At 70.4% G+C, this 24,208-nt stretch carries 25 protein-coding genes, 1 tRNA gene and 1 pseudogene; 11 read left to right on the forward strand and 16 right to left on the reverse strand.

What is annotated here, in order from left to right:
• Positions 1-6 precede the first annotated feature (6 nt).
• Positions 7-912 carry a LysR family transcriptional regulator gene (locus RM788_RS21320; protein WP_315933472.1) on the reverse strand — a complete coding sequence of 302 codons (906 nt, stop codon included), beginning with the start codon at positions 910-912 and terminating at the stop codon, positions 7-9.
• A 71-nt stretch (positions 913-983) separates the two neighbouring features.
• Between RM788_RS21320 and RM788_RS21325 the strand changes: the two genes are divergently transcribed.
• Entirely contained in the window at positions 984-1,343 is a 360-nt protein-coding gene (locus RM788_RS21325) for a YybH family protein (protein ID WP_315933473.1), read from the forward strand.
• Between the two features lie 38 nt (positions 1,344-1,381).
• Here RM788_RS21325 and RM788_RS21330 read toward each other — a convergent pair whose 3' ends face one another.
• The gene (locus tag RM788_RS21330) at positions 1,382-2,020 is read right to left on the reverse strand and encodes a TetR/AcrR family transcriptional regulator (RefSeq protein WP_315933474.1); all 639 of its coding nucleotides are present in this window, start codon (positions 2,018-2,020) and stop codon (positions 1,382-1,384) included.
• A 62-nt stretch (positions 2,021-2,082) separates the two neighbouring features.
• Here RM788_RS21330 and RM788_RS21335 point away from each other — a divergent pair, with 62 nt between their 5' ends.
• Positions 2,083-3,030, forward strand: a complete 948-nt coding sequence (locus tag RM788_RS21335) for a DMT family transporter (RefSeq protein ID WP_315933475.1) — start codon at positions 2,083-2,085, stop codon at positions 3,028-3,030.
• Between the two features lie 76 nt (positions 3,031-3,106).
• On the opposite strand, the gene trpS is transcribed toward RM788_RS21335, so the two are convergent.
• The 8 genes from trpS to RM788_RS21375 form a co-directional block, all read right to left on the reverse strand.
• Positions 3,107-4,129, reverse strand: coding sequence for a tryptophan--tRNA ligase (gene trpS / locus RM788_RS21340; RefSeq protein WP_315933476.1), 1,023 nt, complete (start codon positions 4,127-4,129; stop codon positions 3,107-3,109).
• Between the two features lie 21 nt (positions 4,130-4,150).
• On the reverse strand, positions 4,151-4,396 hold the full coding sequence (locus tag RM788_RS21345; RefSeq protein ID WP_315933477.1) for a hypothetical protein: 246 nt from the start codon (positions 4,394-4,396) through the stop codon (positions 4,151-4,153).
• 196 nt (positions 4,397-4,592) lie between these two features.
• On the reverse strand, positions 4,593-7,088 hold the full coding sequence (locus RM788_RS21350; RefSeq protein ID WP_399345059.1) for a bifunctional FO biosynthesis protein CofGH: 2,496 nt from the start codon (positions 7,086-7,088) through the stop codon (positions 4,593-4,595).
• Between the two features lie 255 nt (positions 7,089-7,343).
• Entirely contained in the window at positions 7,344-7,619 is a 276-nt protein-coding gene (locus RM788_RS21355; protein ID WP_315933479.1) for a nucleotidyltransferase family protein, read from the reverse strand.
• Positions 7,620-7,660: 41 nt separating this feature from the next.
• Positions 7,661-8,455 (reverse strand): exodeoxyribonuclease III, encoded by a 795-nt coding sequence (locus tag RM788_RS21360; RefSeq protein ID WP_315933480.1) that lies wholly within the window; start codon positions 8,453-8,455, stop codon positions 7,661-7,663.
• A gap of 9 nt (positions 8,456-8,464) precedes the next feature.
• Positions 8,465-8,680, reverse strand: coding sequence for a hypothetical protein (locus RM788_RS21365; protein ID WP_315933481.1), 216 nt, complete (start codon positions 8,678-8,680; stop codon positions 8,465-8,467).
• A 16-nt stretch (positions 8,681-8,696) separates the two neighbouring features.
• Positions 8,697-9,014: an SH3 domain-containing protein gene (locus tag RM788_RS21370; RefSeq protein WP_315933482.1), complete on the reverse strand. Its 318-nt coding sequence runs from the start codon at positions 9,012-9,014 to the stop codon at positions 8,697-8,699.
• Positions 9,015-9,196: 182 nt separating this feature from the next.
• Positions 9,197-10,420: an NADP-dependent isocitrate dehydrogenase gene (locus RM788_RS21375; RefSeq protein WP_315933483.1), complete on the reverse strand. Its 1,224-nt coding sequence runs from the start codon at positions 10,418-10,420 to the stop codon at positions 9,197-9,199.
• Positions 10,421-10,635: 215 nt separating this feature from the next.
• Between RM788_RS21375 and RM788_RS21380 the strand changes: the two genes are divergently transcribed.
• Positions 10,636-11,442 carry a metal-dependent hydrolase gene (locus RM788_RS21380; RefSeq protein ID WP_315933484.1) on the forward strand — a complete coding sequence of 269 codons (807 nt, stop codon included), beginning with the start codon at positions 10,636-10,638 and terminating at the stop codon, positions 11,440-11,442.
• Between the two features lie 92 nt (positions 11,443-11,534).
• A complete protein-coding gene (locus tag RM788_RS21385) occupies positions 11,535-12,023 on the forward strand; it encodes a hypothetical protein (RefSeq protein ID WP_315933485.1) in 489 nt (162 codons plus the stop codon).
• 29 nt (positions 12,024-12,052) lie between these two features.
• Here the strand turns inward: RM788_RS21385 and RM788_RS21390 are convergent, their stop codons facing one another.
• The 3 genes and pseudogenes from RM788_RS21390 to RM788_RS21400 all read right to left on the reverse strand — a co-directional run bounded on the left by RM788_RS21390 (position 12,053) and on the right by RM788_RS21400 (position 12,866).
• Entirely contained in the window at positions 12,053-12,313 is a 261-nt protein-coding gene (locus RM788_RS21390) for a metallothionein (protein WP_315933486.1), read from the reverse strand.
• Positions 12,314-12,716: 403 nt separating this feature from the next.
• Positions 12,717-12,790: pseudogene (locus RM788_RS21395) on the reverse strand.
• 3 nt (positions 12,791-12,793) lie between these two features.
• A tRNA-Glu gene (locus tag RM788_RS21400) sits at positions 12,794-12,866 on the reverse strand.
• Positions 12,867-12,994: 128 nt separating this feature from the next.
• Here RM788_RS21400 and RM788_RS21405 point away from each other — a divergent pair.
• Positions 12,995-14,164: a J domain-containing protein gene (locus RM788_RS21405; RefSeq protein WP_315933487.1), complete on the forward strand. Its 1,170-nt coding sequence runs from the start codon at positions 12,995-12,997 to the stop codon at positions 14,162-14,164.
• Here RM788_RS21405 and RM788_RS21410 read toward each other — a convergent pair.
• Positions 14,140-14,829, reverse strand: coding sequence for a DUF2625 family protein (locus tag RM788_RS21410; RefSeq protein ID WP_315933488.1), 690 nt, complete (start codon positions 14,827-14,829; stop codon positions 14,140-14,142). The two genes, RM788_RS21405 and RM788_RS21410, sit on opposite strands and share 25 nt — an antisense overlap.
• 212 nt (positions 14,830-15,041) lie before the next feature.
• Here RM788_RS21410 and RM788_RS21415 point away from each other — a divergent pair, with 212 nt between their 5' ends.
• Positions 15,042-15,461: a hypothetical protein gene (locus RM788_RS21415; RefSeq protein ID WP_315933489.1), complete on the forward strand. Its 420-nt coding sequence runs from the start codon at positions 15,042-15,044 to the stop codon at positions 15,459-15,461.
• A gap of 79 nt (positions 15,462-15,540) precedes the next feature.
• Positions 15,541-15,870 carry a DUF6188 family protein gene (locus tag RM788_RS21420; RefSeq protein ID WP_315933490.1) on the forward strand — a complete coding sequence of 110 codons (330 nt, stop codon included), beginning with the start codon at positions 15,541-15,543 and terminating at the stop codon, positions 15,868-15,870.
• Between the two features lie 208 nt (positions 15,871-16,078).
• Here RM788_RS21420 and RM788_RS21425 read toward each other — a convergent pair whose 3' ends face one another.
• Positions 16,079-16,765 (reverse strand): hypothetical protein, encoded by a 687-nt coding sequence (locus RM788_RS21425; RefSeq protein WP_315933491.1) that lies wholly within the window; start codon positions 16,763-16,765, stop codon positions 16,079-16,081.
• Between the two features lie 281 nt (positions 16,766-17,046).
• Here RM788_RS21425 and RM788_RS21430 point away from each other — a divergent pair, with 281 nt between their 5' ends.
• Positions 17,047-18,450, forward strand: a complete 1,404-nt coding sequence (locus RM788_RS21430) for a serine/threonine-protein kinase (RefSeq protein WP_315933492.1) — start codon at positions 17,047-17,049, stop codon at positions 18,448-18,450.
• Here RM788_RS21430 and RM788_RS21435 read toward each other — a convergent pair.
• Complete coding sequence (locus RM788_RS21435) at positions 18,439-19,629, reverse strand: MFS transporter (protein ID WP_315933493.1); 1,191 nt, start codon at positions 19,627-19,629, stop codon at positions 18,439-18,441. The two genes, RM788_RS21430 and RM788_RS21435, sit on opposite strands and share 12 nt — an antisense overlap.
• 63 nt (positions 19,630-19,692) lie before the next feature.
• Between RM788_RS21435 and RM788_RS21440 the strand changes: the two genes are divergently transcribed.
• From RM788_RS21440 to RM788_RS21450, 3 genes are all read left to right on the forward strand, one after another.
• The gene (locus RM788_RS21440) at positions 19,693-19,998 is read left to right on the forward strand and encodes an ArsR/SmtB family transcription factor (RefSeq protein ID WP_315933494.1); all 306 of its coding nucleotides are present in this window, start codon (positions 19,693-19,695) and stop codon (positions 19,996-19,998) included.
• A 304-nt stretch (positions 19,999-20,302) separates the two neighbouring features.
• Positions 20,303-20,983 carry a hypothetical protein gene (locus RM788_RS21445; RefSeq protein WP_399344301.1) on the forward strand — a complete coding sequence of 227 codons (681 nt, stop codon included), beginning with the start codon at positions 20,303-20,305 and terminating at the stop codon, positions 20,981-20,983.
• Between the two features lie 11 nt (positions 20,984-20,994).
• Positions 20,995-24,201 (forward strand): helicase HerA domain-containing protein, encoded by a 3,207-nt coding sequence (locus tag RM788_RS21450; protein ID WP_315933495.1) that lies wholly within the window; start codon positions 20,995-20,997, stop codon positions 24,199-24,201.
• The last annotated feature ends 7 nt before the right edge of the window (positions 24,202-24,208 follow it).

Genomic DNA, 24,208 nt, shown 5'->3' on the forward strand with positions numbered 1-24,208 from the left:
TGAACGTTACCCAGCGCGACGGCGGGGCGCACTTCGGCGCGGTCGTGCGAACGCCTTCCTCAGGTGCACGAGCAGTTCCCGCACCGCCGGGCCCTTCCGGTCCCGCCAGACCAGGGAAAGCAGCGCGGGCGACTCCACGTCGTCGATCAGCACCGCCGTCAGCCGATCGGAGTAGTGGGCCGCTATCGACTCGCTCAGCACCGCTACCCCGAGCCCGCGCGCGGCGAGGTCGGCGATGGCGTCCGCCGCGCTGGCCTGCAACGCGATCACCGGGCGCACGCCCCGCGCGGCGCACGCCTGGTCGAGCACGGTCCGCAGGCCGGTGCCCCGCGGCATGCAGACCAGCGGGTGGTCCACCAGGTCGTCGAGGCGAACGGGCGCTCCCGCCAGCGGATGGTCCGGCGGCACCGCCACGACCAGGCGTTCGCTGATGATCGTCCACGACTCCAGCCCCTCCGGGTTCGCCGCGGTGCCGACCAGCGCCACGTCCGCCGTGCCGTCGCGCACGCCGTCGACCAGGCGGTCCGAGTTGTTCTCCAGCAGCGACAGCCCCACGCCCGGATGCGCCTCGCGGAACGTCGCGAGCGCCTCGAACAGCGGCGTGACCGTGCAGCCGATCACCATGCCGACGGTCAGCTCGCCGCGAATCAGGTCGGTCACCTCGCCCACCGCCTGGCCGACCGCGCCCGCCGCCGCGAGCGCGGCCCGCGCGTGCTCCAGCGCCGCCTTGCCCGCCACGGTGAGGGTCGCCGTGCGGGCCGACCGGTCGAACAGCTCGGCCCCGAGTTCCCGTTCCAGCTGCCGGATCTGCGCGCTGACCCCCGACTGGCTGATGTGCACCCGCTCCGCGGCCCGCGTGAAGCCGCGCTCCTCGGCGACGGCGACGAAGTACTCCAGCTGCCTCAGCTCCATGACTGGGGATTCTAGTTGCCATGAGAACCATCTGTTGGACTTCTGGTTCTGCCCGGACGACCGTGGGTGTCATGAACGAGAAAGCGATGACTCCGGAGGACATCACCCGGCTGTTCGTCGAGCGGTCGAACGCGGGCGACGCGGCGGGGGTGGCGGCGCTGTACGAGGAGGACGCCGTGATGGCTTATCCGCGCGGGTCGCAGACCGTTGGACGGGCGGCGATCGAGGCGTTGTGGGCGAAGGTGCTGTCGCACAGGCCGCACTTCGAGGCGGAGGCGCCGTTGCCGACGCTGATCGCCGACGGCATCGCCCTCACCTCCACCCCGCCCAGCGACGGCACCGGCGCCCGCGCGCAGGTGGTCCGGCGGCAGGCCGACGGGAGTTGGCTGCGGTTGCTCGACCAGCCGGAGTTCGCGCCGCCCGCCGAGTGAGCCCGGTCAGGTTCGGGCCCGGCCAGGTGTGAGCCCGGTCAGGTGCGGGTCAGGGCGGTGCGGACCGAGCGGCGGGCTTCGGTCACGGCCGCGGGGTTCGCGCCCGCGGTGAGGACGACGAGGGCGCCCTCGTAGAGCAGGTGGAGGTGGGCTCCGCGGTCGGGGTCGCCGGTGAGGGTGTCGAAAAGGGCGCGCGTCCAGGCCTTCTCCGCACGGATGACGGGGACGGCGGGGTGGTCGCCGTCGCCCAGTTCGGCGTGGGCGTTGACGAAGGCGCACCCCCGGCGCTGGGGGCCCATCCAGGTTTCCAGGGCGTCGAAGACGAGGAGCACCGCCTGGTCGCCGTCGTTGTCGCCGTCGCTGTCGGCTTCGGCTTCGGCTTCGGCTTCGGCAAGGCGGGACAGCAGGTAGGCGCGCCAGCGGTGGGCCCGGCGCAGCAGGTAGAGCGCGACGAGGGCGTCCTTGGAGCCGAACCTGTCGTAGAGCGTCTTCTTCGTCGTGCCCGCGGTCTCCGCGATCAGGTCCACGCCCACAGCGCGCACCCCGCGCAGGTAGAACAGGTCGCTCGCCGCGTCCAGCAGCCGGGTTCCCGCCTCGGTCAGCGGCGGCAGCGGTCGCAGGACCGGCCGCAGGGCGTCGGGAGTGGTGTCGTCCAGCGTGGTGAGCGTCCGCAACACGGCCGCGCCTCCCGTTCGTCGGTGAACTGCGAGTATACCGACCGGTATGGTTACCTGACTTGGTGACGAGCTTCCCCACCACACCGCGGGCCTCCGCGATCCGCGCGACCGCACTGGTCCTCGTCTGGAGTTCGGGCTTCATCGGCGCCGAACTGGGCGCCCGCGCCGCACCACCCGCGACGTCGCTGGCGTGGCGGTTCCTGGTCACCGCCGTCGTCCTGCTGCCGTGGCTGCTGCGGGGAGGCGGGTTGGACCGGCGGGAGTGGGCATGCCAGGCGGTGCTCGCCCTGCTGTGCCAGTGCCTCTACCTGGCAGGCGTCTTCCAGGCCGCCGCCGCGGGCGTTCCCGCGGGCACCTCGGCCCTCATCGCGTCCCTCCAGCCCGCGCTCGTGCTCACGGCGGCCGTGCTGCTGGGGAGCAGTCGGCTCAAGGCGGGCCACGTCGTCGGACTCGTCCTGGGATCCGCGGGCGTCGCCCTCACCGCCGCCGGGGACCTGCGCGCCGGTGTCGACATCGCGGCACTCGTCCTGCCGCTGTCGGCGATGCTGTCCCTGAGCGCGGGCACCCTGCTGCAACAGCGGTGGACCACCTCGGACCGCCCGACACCGCTGATGCGGACCCTGGCCGTCCAAGCCGTCTTCGGCGCGGTGTTCTTCACCGCGTACGCCGCCGCCACCGGCGACCTGGCACCCCCGCCGACCGCCCGGTTCTGGACCGCCACCACGTGGGCGGTCCTCGCGGGCATCGGCAGCTACGGCGCCTACTACCTCGTCACCACCCACGACGGCGCACCCCGAGCCAGCACCCTGCTCTACATCACCCCGGCCGCCACCGCCCTGTGGGCAACCCTCATGTTCGCTCAACCCCTCCGCACCACGACCATCGCGGGCCTGCTCGTGAGCGCCCTCGCCGTGGCCGTCTTCACCAGGTCCGACAGCACCCCGCGGACCCAGCCAGCACCAACCCGACCGCACGCCGAACAGGGCACCCCCGCGCAAGGGGACCCCTGATTTCAACGCTACCCACGGGGTCCGACAAAAACGGACCCGAAAGCCCAGGACAGCCGTCACTCGTTCAGGTGGACACCTACGAGGGTGCCAGGAAGCCGATCCGCTCGTAGGCCCGCCGCAACGTCACCGACGCCACCTCACGGGCCCGCTCGGCCCCGCGGGCCAGCACCTTGTCCAGCTCGGCCGGGTCGTCGAGGTACTCGCGCACGCGGGCCTGGAACGGCGTGGCAAACTCGGTGAAGACCTCGCCGAGGTCCTTCTTGAGGTCGCCGTACCCCTTGCCCTCGTACGCCGTCTCCAGCTCCGCCACGGTCTGCCCGGTCAGCGCCGAGTAGATCGTCAGCAGGTTGCTCACGCCGGGCTTCGCGGCCGCGTCGAACACGACCTCGCGCCCGGTGTCGGTCACGGCGGAGCGGATCTTCTTGGCGGACCGCTTGGGGTCCTCCAGCAGCTCGACCACGCCCGCGGGGACGGACTTGCTCATCTTCGCGGTCGGGTCCTGGAGGTCGTAGATCTTGGCGGTGTCCTTGACGATGTACACCTCGGGCACCCGGAAGGTCTTGCCGTAGCGGCTGTTGAAGCGCTGGGCGAGGTCGCGGGTCAGCTCCAGGTGCTGGCGCTGGTCCTCGCCGACCGGCACGTGGTGCGCCTGGTACAGCAGGATGTCCGCGGCCTGGAGGATCGGGTAGGTGAACAGGCCGACGCCGACGTGGTCCGCGGTCTGGCGGGCGGACTTGTCCTTGAACTGGGTCATCCGACCGGCCTCGCCGAAGCCGGTGAGGCACTGCATGACCCAGCCGAGCTGCGCGTGCTCGGGGACGTGGCTCTGCACGAACAGCGCGGAGCGGTCCGGGTCGATGCCGAGCGCGAGGAGCTGCGCGGCGGAGACCCTGGTGTTCTGGCGGAGCGTCTTGGGGTCCTGCTCGACCGTGATCGCGTGCAGGTCGACGACGCAGTAGAACGCGTCGTGCGAGTCCTGGAGGGCGACCCACTGCCGCACCGCGCCCAGGTAGTTGCCCAGGTGGAACGAGCCCGCGGTCGGTTGGATGCCGGACAGGACTCGGGGACGGCTGACGGGTGCTGCGCTCTCGGTCGACACGGTGCTGATTGTGCCGGGTGCTCAGACCTGGGTGGCGGCCGGTGCGGTCGTGGGCACGTCCGCGACCGGCGGGACGACCCGCTGGTTCTGCTCGGACACGACGACGCCCTTGCGGCGGCGCAGGAAACCGGTGACCAGACCGATGACGCCGACGGCGACCGTGCCGAGGCCCACGGGGCCCGCCAGCGCGCCGTCGAAGGCGCTCTCCACGACAGTGCCGTCGGCGGCCGAGGCGACCCCCGGCAGCAGGACGGATGTCGTGCTCACTACGACCAGACTCAGTGCCGCACTGCGACCGCGCACTGCCGATCCTCCTCAGAAGACAGCCGTCACCGCTTCGGGTGAACTCTGTGGCCTGGATGTCGCGACGGACCCGGAGCTGTGCGATTGTCATCGGCCGCCCCGGTGGAACGCGAACGGCCGAAGGTTAGCGGGCAGCCGGTTCGCGCTCCACGAGTGGGGCCTACCTCACAGTTTCGACTCGGCCATATGTCGTAGTCCGCTGGCGCGCCGGACGTCCGGCCAGAGCAGCCGTCGCCGCCAACTGGCGGACGGTGCGCGCGGAGCCGTGCTCGGAGCCCGCCATGCGGCTGATGGTCTCCTCCATGAGCGTTCCGCCCAGGTCGTTGGCGCCGCCGCGGAGCACCTCGGCGGTGCCCTCGTCACCGAGCTTCACCCACGAGACCTGCACGTTGTCGACGCGACCGTGCAGCGCGAGGCGCGCGAACGCGTGCACGGCGCGGTTGTCGCGCCGGGTCGGGCCCGGGCGGGCGACACCGGCCAGGTAGATCGGCGCGTTGCGGTGCACGAAGGGCAGTCCGACGAACTCGGTGAGCCCGCCGGTGCGGTCCTGGAGCGCCGCGAGGGTGCGGAAGTGGCCCAGCCAGTGGCCGGGGTGGTCCACGTGGCCGTACATCATCGTGGACGACGAGCGGATGCCCACCTCGTGCGCGGTGCCGACGACCTCGAGCCACGTGGCGGTCGGCAGCTTGCCCTTGGTGAGGACCCAGCGGACCTCGTCGTCGAGGATCTCCGCGGCCGTGCCGGGGATCGTGTCCAGACCGGCCGCCTTCAGCTCCTGGAGCCACTCGCGGACGCTCACGCCCGCCTTGGCTGCGGCGCTGACGATCTCCATCGGGCTGAACGCGTGGACGTGCATGCCGGGCAGCCGCTTCTTGATCGCCCGCACGACGTCGGCGTAGTAGGTGACCGGCAGCTTCGGGTCGATGCCGCCCTGCATGCACACCTCGGTGGCGCCCGCGTCCCACGCCTCCTGCGCGCGGTCGGCGACCTCCTCCGTGGACAGCCGGAACGCGTCCGCGTCCCGCTCGCGCTGGGCGAACGCGCAGAACCGGCAGCCGACGTAGCAGACGTTGGAGAAGTTGATGTTGCGGTTGACCACGTAGGTGACGTCGTCGCCGACCACGCTCGCGCGCAGCTCGTCGGCGAGGCGGGTCATGGTCTCCAGCGCGTCGCCCTCGGCGGTCAGCAGCGCCATGGCCGCGCCGGTGTCGTCGAGGATGCCCGCAGGGTTGTCCGCGGCCAGGCGAAGAGCACGAAGGACCTCCGCCTCCATCTGATCGCCGTCTCCGCCGGCGGTGGGAAGGCGTGAGACGGCCTTGGGGACGGTGAGGGACGCCCAGTCGCCGTAGACGGTCTCGAAGTCGCTCCGGCGGTCCTCCGTGCGGCCCTCGGTGTCGATGGACGTGTTGAGGTCCGCGCGGCCGTAGGTGTCGACGCCGCCGTCCGGCTCCTGCCACTCGCGCCCGACGACCTCGGCGGAGGGGTTCGCGAGCCCATCGGCCGTCGCCAGCGCGGCGACGTGCCCGGTGAGCCTGCTGTCGATCCACTGACCGGCCATCGCCCGCACGTACCGCGGGTAGACGTTGAGGCGTTCCCGCAGGTCGTAGCCACCGGTCCTGGTGCGCTCGACGAGGTCGTCGATGTGCGGCCACGGCCGTTCGGGGTTCACGTGGTCGGGGGTGATCGGCGAGACGCCGCCCCAGTCGTCGACGCCCGCGCGCAGCATCATCGGGAACTCGTCGCCCACCAGGTTCGGCGGCGCCTGCACGCTCACGGTCGACGGCATCAGCAGCCGGGCGACGGAGATGGTGGCGGCCAGTTCGTGCAGGTCGGCGTCGGGCATCCCGCGCATCGCCGTGTCCGGCTTGGCGCGGAAGTTCTGGATGATCACTTCCTGGATGTGCCCGTACTGCTGCGCGATCCCCCGGATCGCCATCAGCGACTCGGCGCGCTCCGTGATCGTCTCGCCGATGCCGATCAGGATGCCGGTCGTGAACGGCACGTTCACCCGGCCCGCGTCGGTCAGCACCCGCAGCCGGACCGCGGGCTCCTTGTCCGGGCTGCCGTGGTGCGGCCCGCCCTTCTCGCTCCACAGCCGCGTGGCCGTGGTCTCCAGCATCATCCCCATGCTGGACGCCACCGGCTTGAGCCGCTGGAGTTCCTCCCAGCTCAGCACGCCGGGGTTGAGGTGCGGCAGCAGCCCGGTCTCCTCCAGCACCGCGATGGCGCACGCCCGGACGTAGTCCAGCGTCGACGAGTAGCCGCGCGCGTCCAACCACTCCTGCGCCGCGGGCCACCGCTCCTCCGGCCGGTCGCCGAGCGTGAACAGCGCCTCCTTGCACCCCTCCGCCGCGCCCTTGCGGGCGATCTCCAGCACCTCGTCGCGCTCCAGGAACGCGGCGGGCAGCTTGTGCGGCGCGGTGGCGAACGTGCAGTAGTGGCAGCGGTCGCGGCACAGGCGGGTCAGCGGGATGAACACCGACCGGCTGTACGTCACGACGCCCTCGCGGCCCTCCGCGCGCAGGTGCGCGTCCCGCACCCGGCCCGCGGCGCCGAACAGCTCTTCGAGATCGTCGCCGCGCGCGTGCAACAGCACCGCGGCTTCGGTCACGTCGAGCGCGACACCGTCGTTCGCACGGCGCAACGCACGCCGCATCGCACTCGGGCTCGGCGCGGGCTCAGGCGCGTTGAGGGAGATGTCCACTGCCACGTCAACGACAGTAGGCGGTGGAAATTCCATCTCCGTGATCAAGTGAGATGCCGCACTCGTGTCGTTCCGCGCTCGGCCAGCGACGATTGCGCGTTGCGGCCGGTCGAGACGCTCGATCCCGGGCGTGTCGGTACGGCGGCCGTCGAACGCGGGCTCCCGTCGCGCCGACCTCGCGGGGCCCGTTCGGAAGTCGCGGTGGGGTCACGCCGAGTAGAGCGTTTCCCCGGTCTCCTCGACCTGGCGGCGGAAGTACGGGTTGCGGACGCCCGGACCGTTCACGAGGTCGACCGGCCTCCCCGGAACGGCCTCCTTCAAGGCGAAGAAGCCGCCGAAGTGGTCGAAACCAGGACGGACGGCGAACTCGACCAGGAAGTCGACGTCGCTCGAAGCGACGTCGAAGGCGTCCCCCAGCGCCGAACCGAACAGGTCGAGGCGGCGGACTTCCAGTCGGCGGCAGAGGTCGGTGATCTCGTCCATCCTGTCCGCGACGAACCCGTGCACCTCCGGGCCGCGCCCGCTCAGTCCTCGTACCGCACGGTCACCGGCGCGTGGTCGGACCAGCGTTCGGCGTACGTGGCGGCGCGCTCGACGACCGCCGACACCGCCCGCTCCGCCAACCCCTCCGTGCTGATCTGGTAGTCGATCCGCCACCCGGAATCGACGTCGAAGGCCTTCCCGCGGTAGGACCACCACGTGTACGGCCCCACGGCGTCCGGGTGGAGCTTGCGCACGACGTCGACGTAGCCGGAGTCGAACACCCGATCCATCCAGGCGCGCTCCTCGGGGAGGAACCCGGCGGACTTCTGGTTGGTCTTCCAGCTCTTCAGGTCGACCGCGCGGTGCGCGATGTTCCAGTCGCCGCACACCACGACCTCGCGGCCGTCGGCGGCGGACTTCTCGCGCAACTCCACCAGGTACGGCAGGAACGCCGCCAGGAAGCGCTCCTTCTCGTCCTGGCGGGGCGTGCCGACGTCGCCGCTGGGCAGGTAGAGGCTGGCCACCACGACGCCGGGCAGCTCGATCTCGACGTACCGGCCGCTCATGTCGAACTCCGCGGCGCCGAAGCCGATCCGGACGGCGTCCGGCGCCGTGCGGCTCAGCAGGGCGACGCCGCAGCGGCCCTTGACGTCGGAGTGGGCGTGGACGACGTGCCAGCCGTCGGGCTCGCGGACCGCGGGGTCCAGCTGCCCCGGTTCGGCCCGGACCTCCTGGAGGCAGACGACGTCCGCCTCGGTCGCGGCGAGCCACTCGAGGTAGCCCTTCTTCGCGGCGGCACGCAGGCCGTTGACGTTCACGGTCGACACGGTCAGCACCCCTGGAGCCTATCCGCGAGCCGCCGTGTGGAAGCCGTACGGGTAGCGCGCGGAGCACCCCGAGCAGAGCGCGACGAGCCCCAGCATGCCGACCAGCACGCTCGACGCCTCGGCGGGCACCGCGGCGATGCGTTCACCCTCGATCTCGGTCACCAGCCCCGGCCATTCGGGCTCGCACGCGCAGGACATCAGATCCGCCGGACCTCGGAACCACTTGGAGAACATGCCCTACATCAGACCATCAGGTCGGCGCGCACTCGCTGTCCGAGGTCGGCGCGACGAACTCCTCGTTCACCCACCGCCCCGTGTCGAGCATCCGGAACCCGTTCTCGACCTTCCGCTCGGCCCGCGTCACGGCGTCGCGCTGCATCGTCGAGACGATCGGCTGCGTCTCCGCGGGCCCGTACCGCACGTTCAGCACGTCCGCCGTGACCGTCATCCGGCACTCCGTCGACGCGTCCGCCGACCCCATCGGCTTCCCGCCGTTCACCGCGTACATCAACCCCGCCGCGACCAGCACCCCGATCACGATCAAGCCCCGCACCGGAATCCCGAACATCACTGCGCCTCCCCGTCGGTCCACCCAGCAGCAGGTATAGCCACTGGGAGACCTTTGTGGACGATCAGCGGGCGGAACCACTCCGCAGGCTCACCGACCGGGGGTGCCGGCGACGCAGCGTCACGGGAACCCCGAAGGGCCCGACCGGAAGCCGGTCGGGCCCTTCGGTGAGCGGACTCGGGTCAGAAGGAGGCCATCTTCTTCTGCAGGTTCTCGTCCAGCGTCGCGAGGAAGTCCTCGGTCGTCTGCCATTCCTGGTCCGGGCCGACCAGGGCCGCGAGGTCCTTGGTCATGCGGCCGCTCTCGACCGTCTCGATGACGACCTGCTCCAGCAGCTCCGCGAAGCGGGTGACCTCGGGGGTGCCGTCGAGCTTGCCGCGGTGCTTCAGGCCACCGGTCCACGCGTAGATGGACGCGATCGGGTTGGTGGAGGTGGGCTTGCCCGCCTGGTGCTGGCGGAAGTGCCGCGTCACGGTGCCGTGCGCCGCCTCGGCCTCGACGGTCTTGCCGTCCGGGGTCATCAGGACCGAGGTCATGAGGCCCAGGGAGCCGAAGCCCTGCGCGACGGTGTCGGACTGGACGTCGCCGTCGTAGTTCTTGCACGCCCAGACGTAGCCGCCCTCCCACTTCATCGCGGCGGCGACCATGTCGTCGATCAGGCGGTGCTCGTAGGTGAGGCCCTTGGCGTCGAACTCCGCCTTGAACTCCTCGTCGAAGATCTTCTGGAAGATGTCCTTGAAGGCGCCGTCGTACGCCTTGAGGATGGTGTTCTTGGTCGACATGTAGACCGGGTAGTTGCGCTGCAGGCCGTAGGCGAACGAGGCGCGCGCGAAGTCCTCGATGGACTTGTTGAAGTTGTACATGCCCATCGCCACGCCGCCGTCGTCGCCGTAGTTCGCGACGACGTGCTCGATCGGCTCGGAGCCGTCGGCGGGTACGAACTTGATGGTGAGCTGACCGGCGCCGGGGACCTTGAAGTTGGTCGCCTTGTACTGGTCGCCGTGGGCGTGGCGGCCGATGATGATCGGCTTGGTCCAGCCCGGCACCAGGCGCGGGATGTTCGAGATGATGATGGGCTCGCGGAAGACGACGCCGCCGAGGATGTTGCGGATCGTGCCGTTGGGCGAGACCCACATCTTCTTCAGGCCGAACTCCTCGACCCGCGCCTCGTCGGGCGTGATGGTCGCGCACTTGACGCCGACGCCGTGCTTCTTGATGGCGTTGGCGGCGTCGATCGTGACCTGGTCGTCGGTCGCGTCCCGGTGCTCGATGCCCAGGTCGTAGTACTCGAGGTCGACGTCCAGGTACGGGTGGATCAGCTTGTCCTTGATGAACTGCCAGATGATCCGGGTCATCTCGTCGCCGTCGAGTTCGACGACGGTGCCCTGCACCTTGATCTTGCCCATGTTCTCGGACTGCTCCCTTCGAGTTCCTACTCGCGACCCGCGCAAGCGGTACAAGCGTACTGCTAAAGCGCCGTGAACGTCGGCTCACCGTGACGCAACCAACGCTCGATCCCCGCGAGCCTGCCATGAGCCGTCCGAACGCGCGGAACTGACCGGCGGGTTCGGATGATCACCTAAGCTTCCCCCGGTCGAGTGATCTTCTGGGGGAAGCACAGTTGTCCACAGGACCAACCCACGCCATGAGCGGCCTGCTCGCCTGGGCCGCCGTCACCGCGATCGCCGCCGACCACCCGATCGGGAAACTGCACCCGCAGGGATGGGTCGTCGGCGCCGTCCTGGCGACCGGCGCGGCGCTGCTGCCGGACCTCGACCACCCCGGCTCGACGGTGTCGCGCACGTTCGGACCGCTCACCGAGGGCATCTCCGGCGGCGTGAGCGCGGTCAGCGCGTTCGTCTACCGGACCACCCGCACCAAGCGCGACTCGAAGCGCGACGGCAGCCACCGCGGGCTCACGCACACGCTGGTGTTCGCGCTGTTCGCCACCGTCGGCACCACGGCCATCGTGCAGACCAGCCAGAAGTGGGTGCTGCCGCTGCTGATGTTCGTGTTCGCGGGACTCGCGGTGCGCGGGATCATGAACGACTGGCACCCCAAGCAGGACGCGCTGCTGATCACCGCCGCGTCCGCGGGCATCACCTGGCTCTGCCTGTCGTGGACCGAGCGGACGGCGGCCAGCGCGGCGGCGTGCGGGGTCGCCGTCGGCATCGGCTGCGTGGCGCACTACCTCGGTGACGCGATCACCGAGCAGGGCTGCCCGATGCTGTGGCCGATCCCGCTGGGCGGCAAGACCTGGTACAACGTCGCGCCGCCGAAACCGATGCGGATGAAGACCGGCGGCAAGGTCGAGATGGCCGTCGTCGGACCGATCATCACCGTGCTGTCGGTGTGGCTCTCGGCCGCCGCGCTGCAGAACGCGGGCGTCCTGCCGTTCCTCGGCGGGTTCGACCTGCTGCCGATCTGACCGCGTTCACCGACCAGCCATTCGGCGGCTACCCGGACATCACCCGATCGGACTAACTTCCACGCCCAACACCCCATGCCGAGGAGGCGCCAGTGCAGGTCAGCACCTGGCTGGGTCTGGACGCGGACCACCGGACACCGCACGACGTCGACGCGACAGCGCTCCAACTGCACGTCGCGCTGCTCTACGACGCCCGCGTCGTGTGCGCGCACGAGGTCGACGGGCACCACGCGATGTCGTTCCGACTGACCGAGCCGCCCTCGGAGAACACCATCTCCACGCTGATCGAACGCGGCTACGGCGTGGCCGTCCACAGCGGATCGCTGCAACGGCTGGCTGGCCCGGAAGCGTTGCGGCGCGGCGCTTTGCGCGCCGCCATCGCCCACCGCGACCGCCTCGAGGGCCGCGCGCTGCGGTTCCCAGGCCAGCGTTCGCTGCGCGGCCGCCACGGGGTGTCGGACATCATCGAGTTCAGCGCGATCGACGAGGTCCTGCCGCACGGCGTCAAGAGCGTCGACGCGCGCGGCGACCTCCAGCCCTCGTTCCAGCACGGCAAGCTCGTGCTGGTCTGCGCGTCCTAGCCGTGCCCTAGCCGTGCTTTAGCCGCGTTCTAGCCCGGATGGGCGCCCACGGTGTCGCGGATCTGCGCTCCGAGGCCGCTCGCGCCTTCACGGGCGCAGTGGGCGCAGCAGAAGAACCGGCCCTCGACCTCGACGCCGTGGCCGAGGATGCGGCAGTCGCAGTGCTCGCAGCGCGGCGCGAGGCGCTGGATCGCGCACTCGAAGCTGTCGAAGGTGTGCACGCCGCCGCTCACGGTGCGCACCTCGAAGGCCATCCAGTAGTCGTTTCCGCACACATCGCAGGTCGCCATGGCGGGGAGCCTGGGGCAGGACCGGGGACCCCGCAACTTTTCGCCGCCGGGCTCCGCGGGGCCGCGGGAGGACGACCCGCTGACCACCGACCCCTGCAGGGTGGGTTGGTGGCCAGCGCGCTCCCCGTGTTCGGAGCGTGACCGGTCGGGCACTCTCAAGTTAAGTGGACTAGACCACTGAGTCAATGGGTGACGGCGTTCTGTCCGGTGGACCGCGGGGTCTCAAGTGGGCATCGGCCGGGGTTCCGCTCGATTCGGCACGGCGGGCACCACACGCGGAAGGCGGGACGGCAAAGCCTGCCGACGGCGAAGCCCGGCAGGCGAGTGGGGCGAAGCCCACCGGACCGGGGGTCCGGGGACGGAACCCGCCGGGTGGGCTTGGGGGCTTCGCCCCCGAAGGACACGGACCAGGCCGGACTCGAACCGGCGTCTTCCCTCCAGTAGCAGAGGGCGCGACAACCACTGCGCTACAGGTCCCCGTGAGCCGGGCCGGATTCGAACCGGCGTCCTTCTCCCGTGAGGGGGACGCGACAACCACTGCGCTACCGGACTCAGTGAACAGCTTAGTGGTTGGAACTAACGGTGTCCGCAGATCAAGCCCAACGGAGCAATCGCGGGCAGCACCGGGTGACCATCAGCCGACCGGGTGACGAACCGCAATGGCCTCGTTGGTCGCGTCCGGTGGCACGCAATAGGGTCTGCGCGGCGGGGTCACTGATGATGGGCGGTTTCGTGCGCGCGGTCGACTACTACGAGGTGCTCGGTGTCGGGCGCAGTGCTTCCACCAGGGAGATCAAGTCCGCCTACCGCTCGCTCGCCAAGGTCGCGCACCCCGACGCCGGCGGTAGCGAGGACGGGTTCCGGGCGCTGCAGGAGGCGTACGAGACCCTCCAGGACCCGGTGCTGCGGTTCCACTACGACCGCGCGGGCTCCTCGGGCGCGGTGGCGCTGCGGACCGGCACGGCCACCCGTTCGCGGCGGACCGGGCGCGGCGGGCGGCTGCGGAACTTCGGCGACGACCCGTCGTTCGTGCCGCCGGAGCCCGTCGTGGACCTCGGGAACATCCCCTGGTGGCACCTGGTCGACCTGACCCAGCGGGTCCGGTACGTGCCGACCAGCGGGCCCGGTCACGCGCCCGCGCTGGCCGCGGTCGGCGGGTGGCTGCTGCTGTTGCTGCCCGTCGTGGCGTTCGGGTTCTCGCTGCTCCTGCTGCTGGTTTGGCTGCCGCTGGTGGCCGCGGCCGCGGCGGCGGCGTTCAAGCTGGTCCGCAGGTACCTGCGGACGATGCGGGACGACCGGGTGTTCGCGGGCCGCTACGACATCGGCGTCGTCTACGGCGAGCCGGACGAGCGGCTGTGCGAGCGGCTCAGCGCGGACGTGCTGCGCACGTACCTGACCAGGCTGCCGGGCGCGCGGATCTTCCACGGGCTGGCGTGGCCGGGGTCGGTGTTCGCCGACATCGACCACGCCGTCCTGTGCGGGCGGCGGCTGGTGCTGGTCGAGTCGAAGTCGTGGCTGCCCGGCCACTACGGCGCGGACGACGACGGCACCCTATGGCGCAACGGCCACCCGTTCCGCGGCGGCGGCACGATGCTGCCCGAGGGCATGGCGGCCTACCAGCGCGCGCTGCCGGACTTCGAGGTCCGGTGCGCGCTGCTGATCTACCCCAGCCGGGCGGGCGAGATCACCACGGACGAGGCCGAGGGGCAGGTGGTCGTCCCGATGACCCCCGACCAGTTCGTCGAGGACATCGGCGAGTGGTTCGCCGAGGACCCGACGACGGTCGACCGGGACGCGCTGCGCCTCGTGCTGGACCAGGTGGTGGCTCAGGCCCGCGCGGCGGGTGCCTGAACCGCGACCAGGTCGTCCGGACCCTTGCCCGCGAGCTGGCGCGCGGTGTCGACGTAGAGGTCGAGCAGCAGGCTCATGTCGACGATCTTGCGCCGCACCTGGTCGGCCTTGGTGCCTTCCTTGGTGAACGGCGGCGGGAACAGCGTGATGCCCTCCCACGGCGCCGCGCGGATGGCCTCGTTGCGCCAGTCCGGCCAGTAGCAGTCGGCGTAGAACTTGGTCAGCGCGCCGCCCAGGAACCACTCCAGCATCCCGCTGTAGGTCGAGTCGATGCTCTCCCACTCCAGCGTGTCCGGAGCCCAGTACCAGAGGCCGCCGGGCGGGCCGTCCAGCGCGGTGCCGTTGAGTGCGAAACGACCGCCGAGGAGGTCGTAGCCGACGGTCATCTTGCCCACCTCCTCGTACTCGCCGAGGGCGGGCAGTGCTCCGCCGCCGCCGAGCAGGCGGACCCAGTTGTCGATGATCAGACCGCCGGTGTGCAGGGCGATCGCGCCGAGGGCGGAGCCCGCGGTCACCTGGAGGCGGTGCAGCGTGCGCTGCGCCGACTCCGGGCCGACCGGCAGTACCTCCACCGGCAGTTCGGACTTCGCGATCAGTCCTTGCACCCAGGGCCATGCGGGACGGTCGACATCGACGAGATCCTCGACCGGACGTGGTGCGCTCACCCGCCCATTCTCACCTACTCCGGGCTCCCAATCACCCGTTCCGGGGGTTCGAGCTTTCGAACTTTCACCGGACGTAACCGTGGGGAAGAACACGTAACGATCGCGCCGTTCCGGGCGAATGCTGTTCACAGGCCCCTGAGCAGGCATTGTGCCCCCGGTCGTGATCGACCTCGAGTCGCCAAGTCGATCAGCCACCTCTGTAGTTTGGCGCCATGAGCGCCGACCTGGTGGGCCGATGGAGCATCGAACACGGCTACCACAGCGCGATGGAGGACGAGGAGCTCGTCTTCCGGGCCGACGGCACCGGCTGGTGCGAGTGGTCGAGGCCGGGGATCACCGAGTTCACCGCGTTCGACTGGGAGCCCGCAGGCACCGGCGCGGTCCGCGTCACGCCCAACCGGGCGGCGCGCGGCGAGTCCGAGGGGATCGTGGAACTGGACGTGCCCGCGGCCGCCGAGGTCGGGTACGCCGTCGTCGAGGAGACACGACCGCTCTACCCCGGCATGGAGGTGCTCGCGCTCCGCATGCCGCTGCCGTTCGCGGTGTTCCCCAACGAGAGCTACGGGCTCTCCCGCCGGGAGACGCCCGACGGCGACCGGCCCCACATCTCGTGGCTGGACGACGAGCTGTAACCGTCCCGGCCTCGTAATCGCGGTGGCCCCGGCCTTACATTGCCAGCGGGCCCACTAGTCAGTTCGGAGCGTTACACCCATGCAGTCGCATCACGAGTTGGTCGGGACGCAGGTCTGGCGGACGGCGTTCGACCACCAGGTCCGCCTCACGCTGGTCGAGCACCCGCGGCTCAGCGCCGAGCTCGTCGTGGAGGTCCCGTTCGAACTGTGCAACGGCACCGGCGCCACCCACGAGATCAAGCCCGGCGAACCCGGCACCCTCACACCGGTGCTGGGGCTGTTCATGAAGACGGTGGCGTCGGTCGACGTGACCGACGACGAGTCGTTGACGCTGAAGTTCGACGACGGCTGGTCGCTGTCGGCACGACCCGAGGGTGATTTCGAGTCTTGGAGCATCGTGGAGCTCTGAGGGCTTCGGGTGGTTGTTCGCGAGCACAGCGGCCTCGGCTGGATCACGACCCGCTGTCCCCTTGGCCAACGTCCCCATGCCGCGTCCTCAAAGGCGTTCGCAGTCTCAACAGATCAACCAGGACTCCCGGCCGTGGTCTTCCGGGGAGCATGCTTGCTTTGATCCGTTCAAGGAACAGGCGGCAAGCGCCGAGGTCCGCAGGACCCGTTCACGGCTTTCGCCTGCCCAGGGATCGGGCATAAAGCTTCAGGAACACGGGTACGAGGACCACCAGGACCACGCCGACCACAACCGGCCAGATGAGCTGCAAGGGACTCTCATCCACCTTGTAAGCCTGCGCCACGCTCACTCCTGCGAGCGCCACCCCCAGATAACCCAATGTCGGACCCGCGTCCACAATCGCGCGACCGACCGGATTCGCAATGACGCGGGACCCTTCGGAGCGTGGGACGAAGACGCAGAACATACTCACCAGAATGACCACCACGCACCACGCGAAGTAGTAGAAGTACGTGAACTGGATGATCGCCAGAAGAATCCAATCGCTCTTGTCGTACAGCCTTGCTATCGGGTCTTCACCAGGATTCCGTGCGCTCAGCAGGTAGGAGAACCCGACCAGGGCGCCTTGACCTACGGCTACGACGCTTGCAACGAGATGCCAACCCGGACGCTTCCTGAGGATGTAGACCTCGAAGGGGAGGGCGATCATGGCCGCGAACAACACCGCCGGAATCATGAACACAGCGGCCACGCCGGCCAGTGCGTCTCGCGACGACGACTCGCCTGACATCTTTTCGAACTCGGCGACCACTTCCGAAACCCTCGAGACCCAGGCCACTATCATCCCCGAAGCCACAAAAGCGGTTAATATCCTGAACAGCACCCAGTAGCGCACCTGACATCTCCTCGACTGGCGGGTCCAACACGAGGAACAATCCTCTTCCACGCGCATCACCAAGGAAAAGTTCTCGACTTCATCCCGCCAGTTGACTGATCGACACATCCGGACGGCTTGTTACACACGAGCACAACTGCCGGACGAATGACATGCGGCCGGCAGCGCGTCGCGGTCATCAGGCCACCACGGAGAGGGCGGGCGACTCCGGGAGGTACGGGCGCGGTGCGCGAGTTCCGAACGTGACCAAGACCGCGGCGGTGAACACGTAAGGTCTGCGCGTGCGCATTCCGGGTCTGGAGAACCTGCAGCCGTTGGGGCAAGGGGGGTTCGCGACGGTCTACCGGGCTCATCAGGTGCAGCTCGGGCGCGATGTCGCGGTGAAGATCGACAACCGGGTGTTGGCCGGGGAGCGGGATCGGCGGCGGTTCCTGCGGGAGGCGCATGCGGCGGCGCGGTTGTCGGGGCATCCGAACGTGGTGGCGGTGCACGACGCGAACATCACGCCGGAGGGCATGCCGTACATCGTGATGGAGCTGTGCACCGGCGGGTCGTTGCACGACGTGTTGAAGAAGCAAGGGCCGTTGCCCGCGGAGCGGGTGCGGCAGCTGGGGATCGCGCTGGCGGACGCGTTGGCCGCGGCGCACGCGGAAGGTGTGCTGCACCGGGACATCAAGCCCGCGAACATCCTGGTGGACCGGTACGGCACGGCGAAGCTGGCGGATTTCGGGTTGGCCGCCCTGCTGGACGCGGCGGGTGACAGCACCGTCACGCGGGACGCGTTGAGTCCGAGCTACGCACCGCCCGAGGCGTTCGCGATGGCGGCGCCGACGGTGACCGGTGACGTGTACGCGCTGGCCGCGACCCTGTACGACCTGCTGGCGGGCAAGCCGCCGCGTCCGGTGCCGTGGCCGATCGAGTCGTTCGACCACCTCGGCGAGGTGCTGCGGCGACCGGTGCCGCCGGTGCCGGGTGTGCCGGAGGACTTCCACAACGCCCTCGCCCGCGCGCTGCACCCCGACGTGTCGGCGCGGACGCCCACGGCGGCCCGGCTGCGGGACGAGCTGCGCGGCGCGGTCTCCACGTCGCCGCCGCCGGTCGCCTACGCGCCCGCGACCCCGGCACCTCCCGCCAAGGGGAAGCAGTGGGTGGCGGTCGTGGCCGCCGTCGCGGTGGTGCTGGCGCTCGGCGGCGGCGCGTGGTGGCTGAACTCCAGGGACGGCACCGCCGCCAACGCGGGGCCAACCGCCAACAGCCCGAGCAGCCAGCCGAAGGCGAGCGAACAGCCCCAGACCCCGCCGCCCTACCTGAAGGCGTGCGCGACGGGGTTCTGCGTCGAGGAGTCCTCCTGCTACCGCGGGACCGTCAGCATCGGCGGCCAGGCCGCTACCGCGCGGCGCATCGGCGACTGCTCGCAGGAGCACTACTGGGAGGCGTTCGCGGGCGGCTGGCTGTCGGGGAAGATCCCCAAGGTCGACCCCGACGAGCTCGCGGCGACCCCCGAGGTCGCGGGGGTCTGCTCCAGGGAGGCGATGGCGGCGAACACCCGGCCGAACGTGGACACGGCGGGCTGGCAGGTCGTCGCGATCGGTTTCGAGGACGAGGACCGCAACTACTTCCACTGCCTCGCCTCGCCTCGCGAAGGCGGCGAGACGACGACCAGCGCGTTCGGGTCAGACCGGTAGCAGGACCGGCTGCTCCGGGACGCGCGGCCGTCGGCTCGCCCGGATCAGCAGGCCGAACGCGGCCAGTGCCAGCACGCCCGCGATCGGCGGGAGCAGCGTGATGCCGACGGTGTCGATGACCAGGCCGCCGAACAGGCCGGACAGGCCGACACCGAGGTAGATGGCGGACGCGTTGAGGGACAGCACCAGGCCGCCGCCCGCGGGCGCGAGTTCGATGAGCCAGTTCTGGATGGGCGGGTTGACCGACCAGGTGAACAGGCCCCACACGAACAGCGCGACGCCCGCGGTGGCGGTGGTCGTGGCGGTCAGCGGCAGCGTGGCGAGGACGGCCGTGAAGACGGCGAAGATGACGAAAAGCAGGCGCCTGCTGCCGAAGCGGTCGGTGAGCCTGCCGCTCAGCGAGTTGCCGATCGCGCCGCCGACGCCGTAGGCGAACAGCAGCAGCGAGATCACCGTGCCGTGCACGCCCGCCGTGGCGGCGAGCAGGGGCGAGATGTAGGTGAACACGCTGAACGCGGCCAGGCAGGCCAGCACGGTCATCGCGAGCACGGTCATGACGCGGCGGTCGGCGGCGACGGCGAGGCGCTCGCGCAGGCCGACCACGGGCGGCGTGGCGACCCGCGGCACACCCAGCCCGACCATGCCCGCGGCGATGAGCGAGGCCGCGCCGACGGCGGCGAACACGGTCTGGTAGCCGATGGTGCCGCCGAGCAGGCTGCCCGCCGGGACGCCGAGGATCAGCGAGAACGTGAGGCCGCCGAACACCGTGGCGACGGCGCGGCCCCGGTGCTCCGGTGTGGTCAGCACGGTCGCGACCAGGGTGGCGGCGGGTGTGTAGGCGGCCGCGCCGAGGGCGCTGACGACCCGCGCCGCCAGCAGCAGCGGGTAGTTCGGGGCGAGGGCGGACAGGACGTTGCCGAGCGCGGAGACCAGGAGCGCGGCGACCAGCAGCTTGCGCCGGTCCCAGCGGCCGGTGAGGGCGGCGAGGACGGGTGCCGCGACGGCGTAGGACAGCGCGAAGACGGTGAGCAGCTGCCCCGCCGTGGACAGCGAGACGTCCAGTTCGCGGCTCACGGCGGGCAGCAGGCCGGACAGGATGTAGCCGCTCGTGCCCACGGTGAAGGCGCCGGCGGCGAGCAGGTAGGTGCGGGCGGACATCGGACTCCCAGCTTCGGCCATTGGTTCGACGGTGACCGTACTACGATTTTCATCGAACTACGACAAGTGTCGTACTATGGGATCGTGGACGCCCTCGAACACCCCGCGCTCGACGAGATCCGCATCGAGGCCGTGCTGCAGGCGCTGGCCGACCCGATGCGGCTGACGATCGTGCGCACGCTGGCCGAGCGCGGGACGGGCGTCGCCTGCGGGAGCATCGAGCTGTCGATCGGCAAGTCCACGCGGACGCACCACGTCCGGACGCTGCGGGAGGCGGGGGTCGTGCACGTGCGGGCGGAAGGGACGTCGCGGATCTGCACGCTGCGGCGCGACGACCTCGACGCGCTCTACCCCGGACTGCTGGGCGGCGTCCTGGCGGCGGAGCACTGACCGCGGAACCAATTCGTCGACAATCAACACAATTCCGCAATAATGCGGTCCCGAATTGGTCGAGACCTTTCGGAGAACGGTGGGTTTCATACCGCCGGAAGAGTGATTTCCCCAGTCGGTAACCACTGGGAATGTCGTTGCGACGAACGGGTTGCTCCAGTTGAGCGAACTCACGCCCTCCGACGACGCGGGCGGCTAGGGTGGGCCGCGTTCCGCTCCCTGCCTGGCACATTGGAGATCGCGCGCGGTGGACGCACTACTCGGCCTTTCGGAAAAAATCGCGTTGGCGACCCTCATGATGTTCGTGGAGGAAGCTTCGAACACGGAGATCAAGGAGCAGTTCGGCTTCACGATCGACAAGAAGTCCCGCGAACGGCTCGAAGGCCTCGGTTACATCAAGGCCCGCAAGTCGAAGGAACTGCGCGGCGCCTTCGTGCACGAACTCACCGAACAGGGCTGGATCCGCTGTCGCGCGGAACTGGCCTCGGAGACGCCGCCCGGCGCGCCGAAGGCCTACCGCCTCGCCTACGGCTACGCCCGCTCCATCGACAGGTTCCTGGCCAAGTCGAAGCTGACGATGGCCGACTACTTCGTGCCCGACGGCACGGCGAAGGCCGCGGCGGACCTCTCGGCTGACCCGGCGGTCGAAGCGGTCGAGGCGGACGACCTCGCGGTCGAGACCACTGAAGCAGCCGGAACGGTCGAAGCCGTTCCCGCCGCCGTCACGCCGGACGACGAGATCCGCGGCGCGTACGACTCCCTCGCGTCGCGCCCGAGGGCGTGGGTGAACCTGTCCCGGCTGCGCGACGCGCTCCCCCACCTGTCGCGCGACGAGGTCGACGAGGCCCTGCTGCGGCTCGACCTGGAGCCGTGGGCCTACCTGATCCCCGAGGCGAACCAGAAGACGCTGTCCGAGGCCGACCGCGACGCGGCCATCCACGTCGGCGGCGAGGACAAGCACCTGCTGTCCATCGAACACGCCTGAGGACGCCGGGCATGGACGCGCTGGAGCGCAAGGCACTGGAGAACCTGCGGTTCGACTGGGCGCCGACCCCGGAGGACGTGTGGGACTCGACCACACCGCACGTCGAAGGGCTCAACGAGGCCGCCCTGAAGGCCGTCATGGACGCCTACGAGGACGCCAGGGCCAGCCGCGGCGCGAGCCCGCTCGGCGTCGCCATCACGGGTCAGCAGGGGTCCGGGAAGACGCACATGCTCGGCGCGGTGCGGGCCGAGGTGCAGCGGCGGGGCGGGTACTTCTTCCTGGTGAGCCTGCTGCACGGCAGCGACTTCTGGCAGAACGTCGTGCACGCGCTGCGCTCCGGGCTGCACTACCCCGGCCTGGGCGGCGAGAAGCAGCTCACCGTCGCGCTGACGCGGCTGGCGAACCGGCTGGACCTGCCCGACGAGGCCCGGCGGCAGGTCCTCGGCGAGGCGACGCTCACCCCGTGGGCGCTCGACGAGGTCGTGCACGCGCTCGGCACGACCGATCCCCAGCGCGGCCACGAGTGCAGGCACACGGCCAGGGCGCTGGTGCTGCTCTCGTCCAGGGACCTCGCGGCGAGGGAGGTGGGCGAGGCCTACCTCGTCTCGGCGGGCGAGGCCGTGCCCGGTGAACGGCAGCAGTGGGGCATCCACCCCGCTTCGAAGACCCCGCACCAGATCGTCGGCGAGCTGTCCCGGCTGCTCTCGCTGACCGGTCCGAGCCTGGTCGCCGTCGACCAGATCGACACGCTGATCTCGCAGTCCCAGCGGCCGACCGACGACGCGCGGCCCGAGACCGGGGTGACCGACGACTCGCTGCTGGACCAGATCGGCGGCGGCCTGATGGCGATGCGCGAGACGATGCAGCGCACGGTGTCCGTGGTCGCCTGCCAGAACCAGGTGTGGGAAAGCCTGGGCAGCCGGACCAACGGGGCGGTGATCTCCAGGTTCCGCCAGGCCTCCCAGCTCAAGGGGGTGCCGTCGGCGGCGATCGGGCTCGCCCTGGTCGTGACCCGGTTCCAGCCGCGGTTCGCCGAGGTCGGTTTCGAGCCGCCCTCCCCGAGCTGGCCGGTGCTCCCCGAAGCGTTCTCCGGGGCCGTGCGGTTCACGCCGCGGCAGCTGTTCAAGGAGATCGACCAGCACATCAGGACCTGCCTCGAAGCGGACACCCTGGTCACGATGGCCAGCCTCACCAGCAGGGTCGGCCTGAAGACGCGGCGCAAGCCCGTGGTCGAGACGGCGTCCGACGAGCAGATGGCCGAGCTGGACGACCGGTTCGCCGCCCTCCAGCGGGCCGCGGACCTGAGCGTCGCGCTGGACAAGGGCGGCGAGGACTCGCGGATGCCCTCGCTGCTGACCGCCGGGCTGCACACCTACATCTTCGAGCAGGGCGACGCGCGGGAGCAGTACTCGCTGGACCCCCGGCCGGGGGCGAACCCGTCGCTGCACGCGAGGCTGCGGCGGATGCTGGACGAGAAGACCGACGACCAGGCCCACTGGTCCTTCCGCGCCATCGCCACCAGCCACGCCGGGGCGGCGCAGAACCGCATCGAACGGCTGCGCGTCGCCGCGGGCCTCGACGTGAACGTCCCCAAGCGCCGGGCCTTCCTGCTGCGCACGGGCACGTGGAAGACCAACACGAAGAAGACCGGCGAGATGCTGGAGGCGTTCCAGGCGGCGGGCGGGGTGTTCCTCGACCACGTCGACCTCGACGACCTGAAGACGTTCGCCGCGCTGGAGGCGATGTGGGGCAACAACCCCGCGGGCTTCAAGCCGTGGCTCCAGCAGCGCAGGCCCGCGAGCACCACCGCGTTGTTCCGCACGGTCTTCGGCGAGCCCGAACCGCTGCCGGAGCCGGAAGCGGGCCCCGAGAGGCCGCTCCCGCCCGAGTCGCACGGCGACCACTCCGGCTGGCCGGACGAGGACCTCGACGTGGTCGAGACTCCCGTCCTCGTCCCGACGGCGCCGAAAGCCGTTGTCCCGGAGGGGTTCCTGTCGCTGGGCGACGCCGCCGACACCGGCGACCCGGTGCCGATCCCGCTGGAAGCCCTGCGCAAGCACGCGGTGATCTTCGCGGGCTCGGGTTCCGGCAAGACGGTGCTGATCCGCAGGCTGCTGGAGGAGTGCGCGCTCCAGGGCGTGTCCGCCATCGTCCTGGACCCGAACAACGACCTGGCCCGGCTGGGCGACGCGTGGCCGCAGGCGCCCGGCGGCTGGAACCCCGGCGACGACGCCAAGGCCGCGGAGTACCTGGAGCACACCGACGTCGTGGTCTGGACGCCCGGCTGGGAGTCGGGGCGACCGCTGAGCTTCCAGCCGCTGCCCGACCTGGCCGCGCTGGCCGGTGATCCGGATGAGTTCCGGCTCGCGCTCGACACCGCCGTGGCGGGCCTGGCACCACGGGCCCGCGCGGACGGCTCGACGGTGAAGGCGGACCTGGCGCGGGCGGCGCTGAAGGAGGCGCTGGCCTACTTCGCCCACACCGGCGGCGGAAGCCTCGAATCGTTCCTCGACCTGCTCAGCGACCTGCCGGACGGCGTCACCTCGCTCACCAAGGGCCAGGCGATGGCCGCGGACATGTCCCAGACCCTCACCGCCGCGATGATCAACGACCCGCTGTTCGGCGGCTCGGGCACCCCCGTCGACCCCGGTGTCCTGCTCACGCCCGCGCCGGGCAAGCGCGCCCGGATCTCGGTGATCAGCCTCATCGGCCTGCCGACCGACGAGCAGCGGCAGAGCTTCGTCAACCAGCTCCAGATGGCGCTGTTCGCGTGGATCAAGCAGCACCCGGCGGGCGGGCGGCCGCTGGGCGGGCTGTTCGTGATGGACGAGGCGCAGACCCTGGCGCCCTCGGGCGCGATGACGGCGTGCACGTCCAGCACGCTCGCGCTCGCCTCCCAGGCCCGCAAGTACGGGCTGGGCCTGGTGTTCGCGACGCAGGCGCCGAAGGGCATCCACAACCGGATCGTCGGCAACGCCGCGACGCAGTACTTCGGCTTCATCAACAGCCCCACGCAGGTCGCGGCGGCCAAGGAGATGGCGGCCGCCAAGGCCAGCACGGTCCTGGACATCTCACGGCTCACCGCGGGCCAGTTCTACGCGGTCGGCGAGGGCATGCCGTTCACCAAGGTCCACTCGCCGATGTGCCTGAGCCACCACCCGTCCAGCGCGCTGACCAACGAGGAAGTCCTGGTCAGAGCACGCAATCAACAGCACTAGGAGACGC

This window comes from Umezawaea sp. Da 62-37 (assembly GCF_032460545.1).
Taxonomy (GTDB): domain Bacteria; phylum Actinomycetota; class Actinomycetes; order Mycobacteriales; family Pseudonocardiaceae; genus Umezawaea.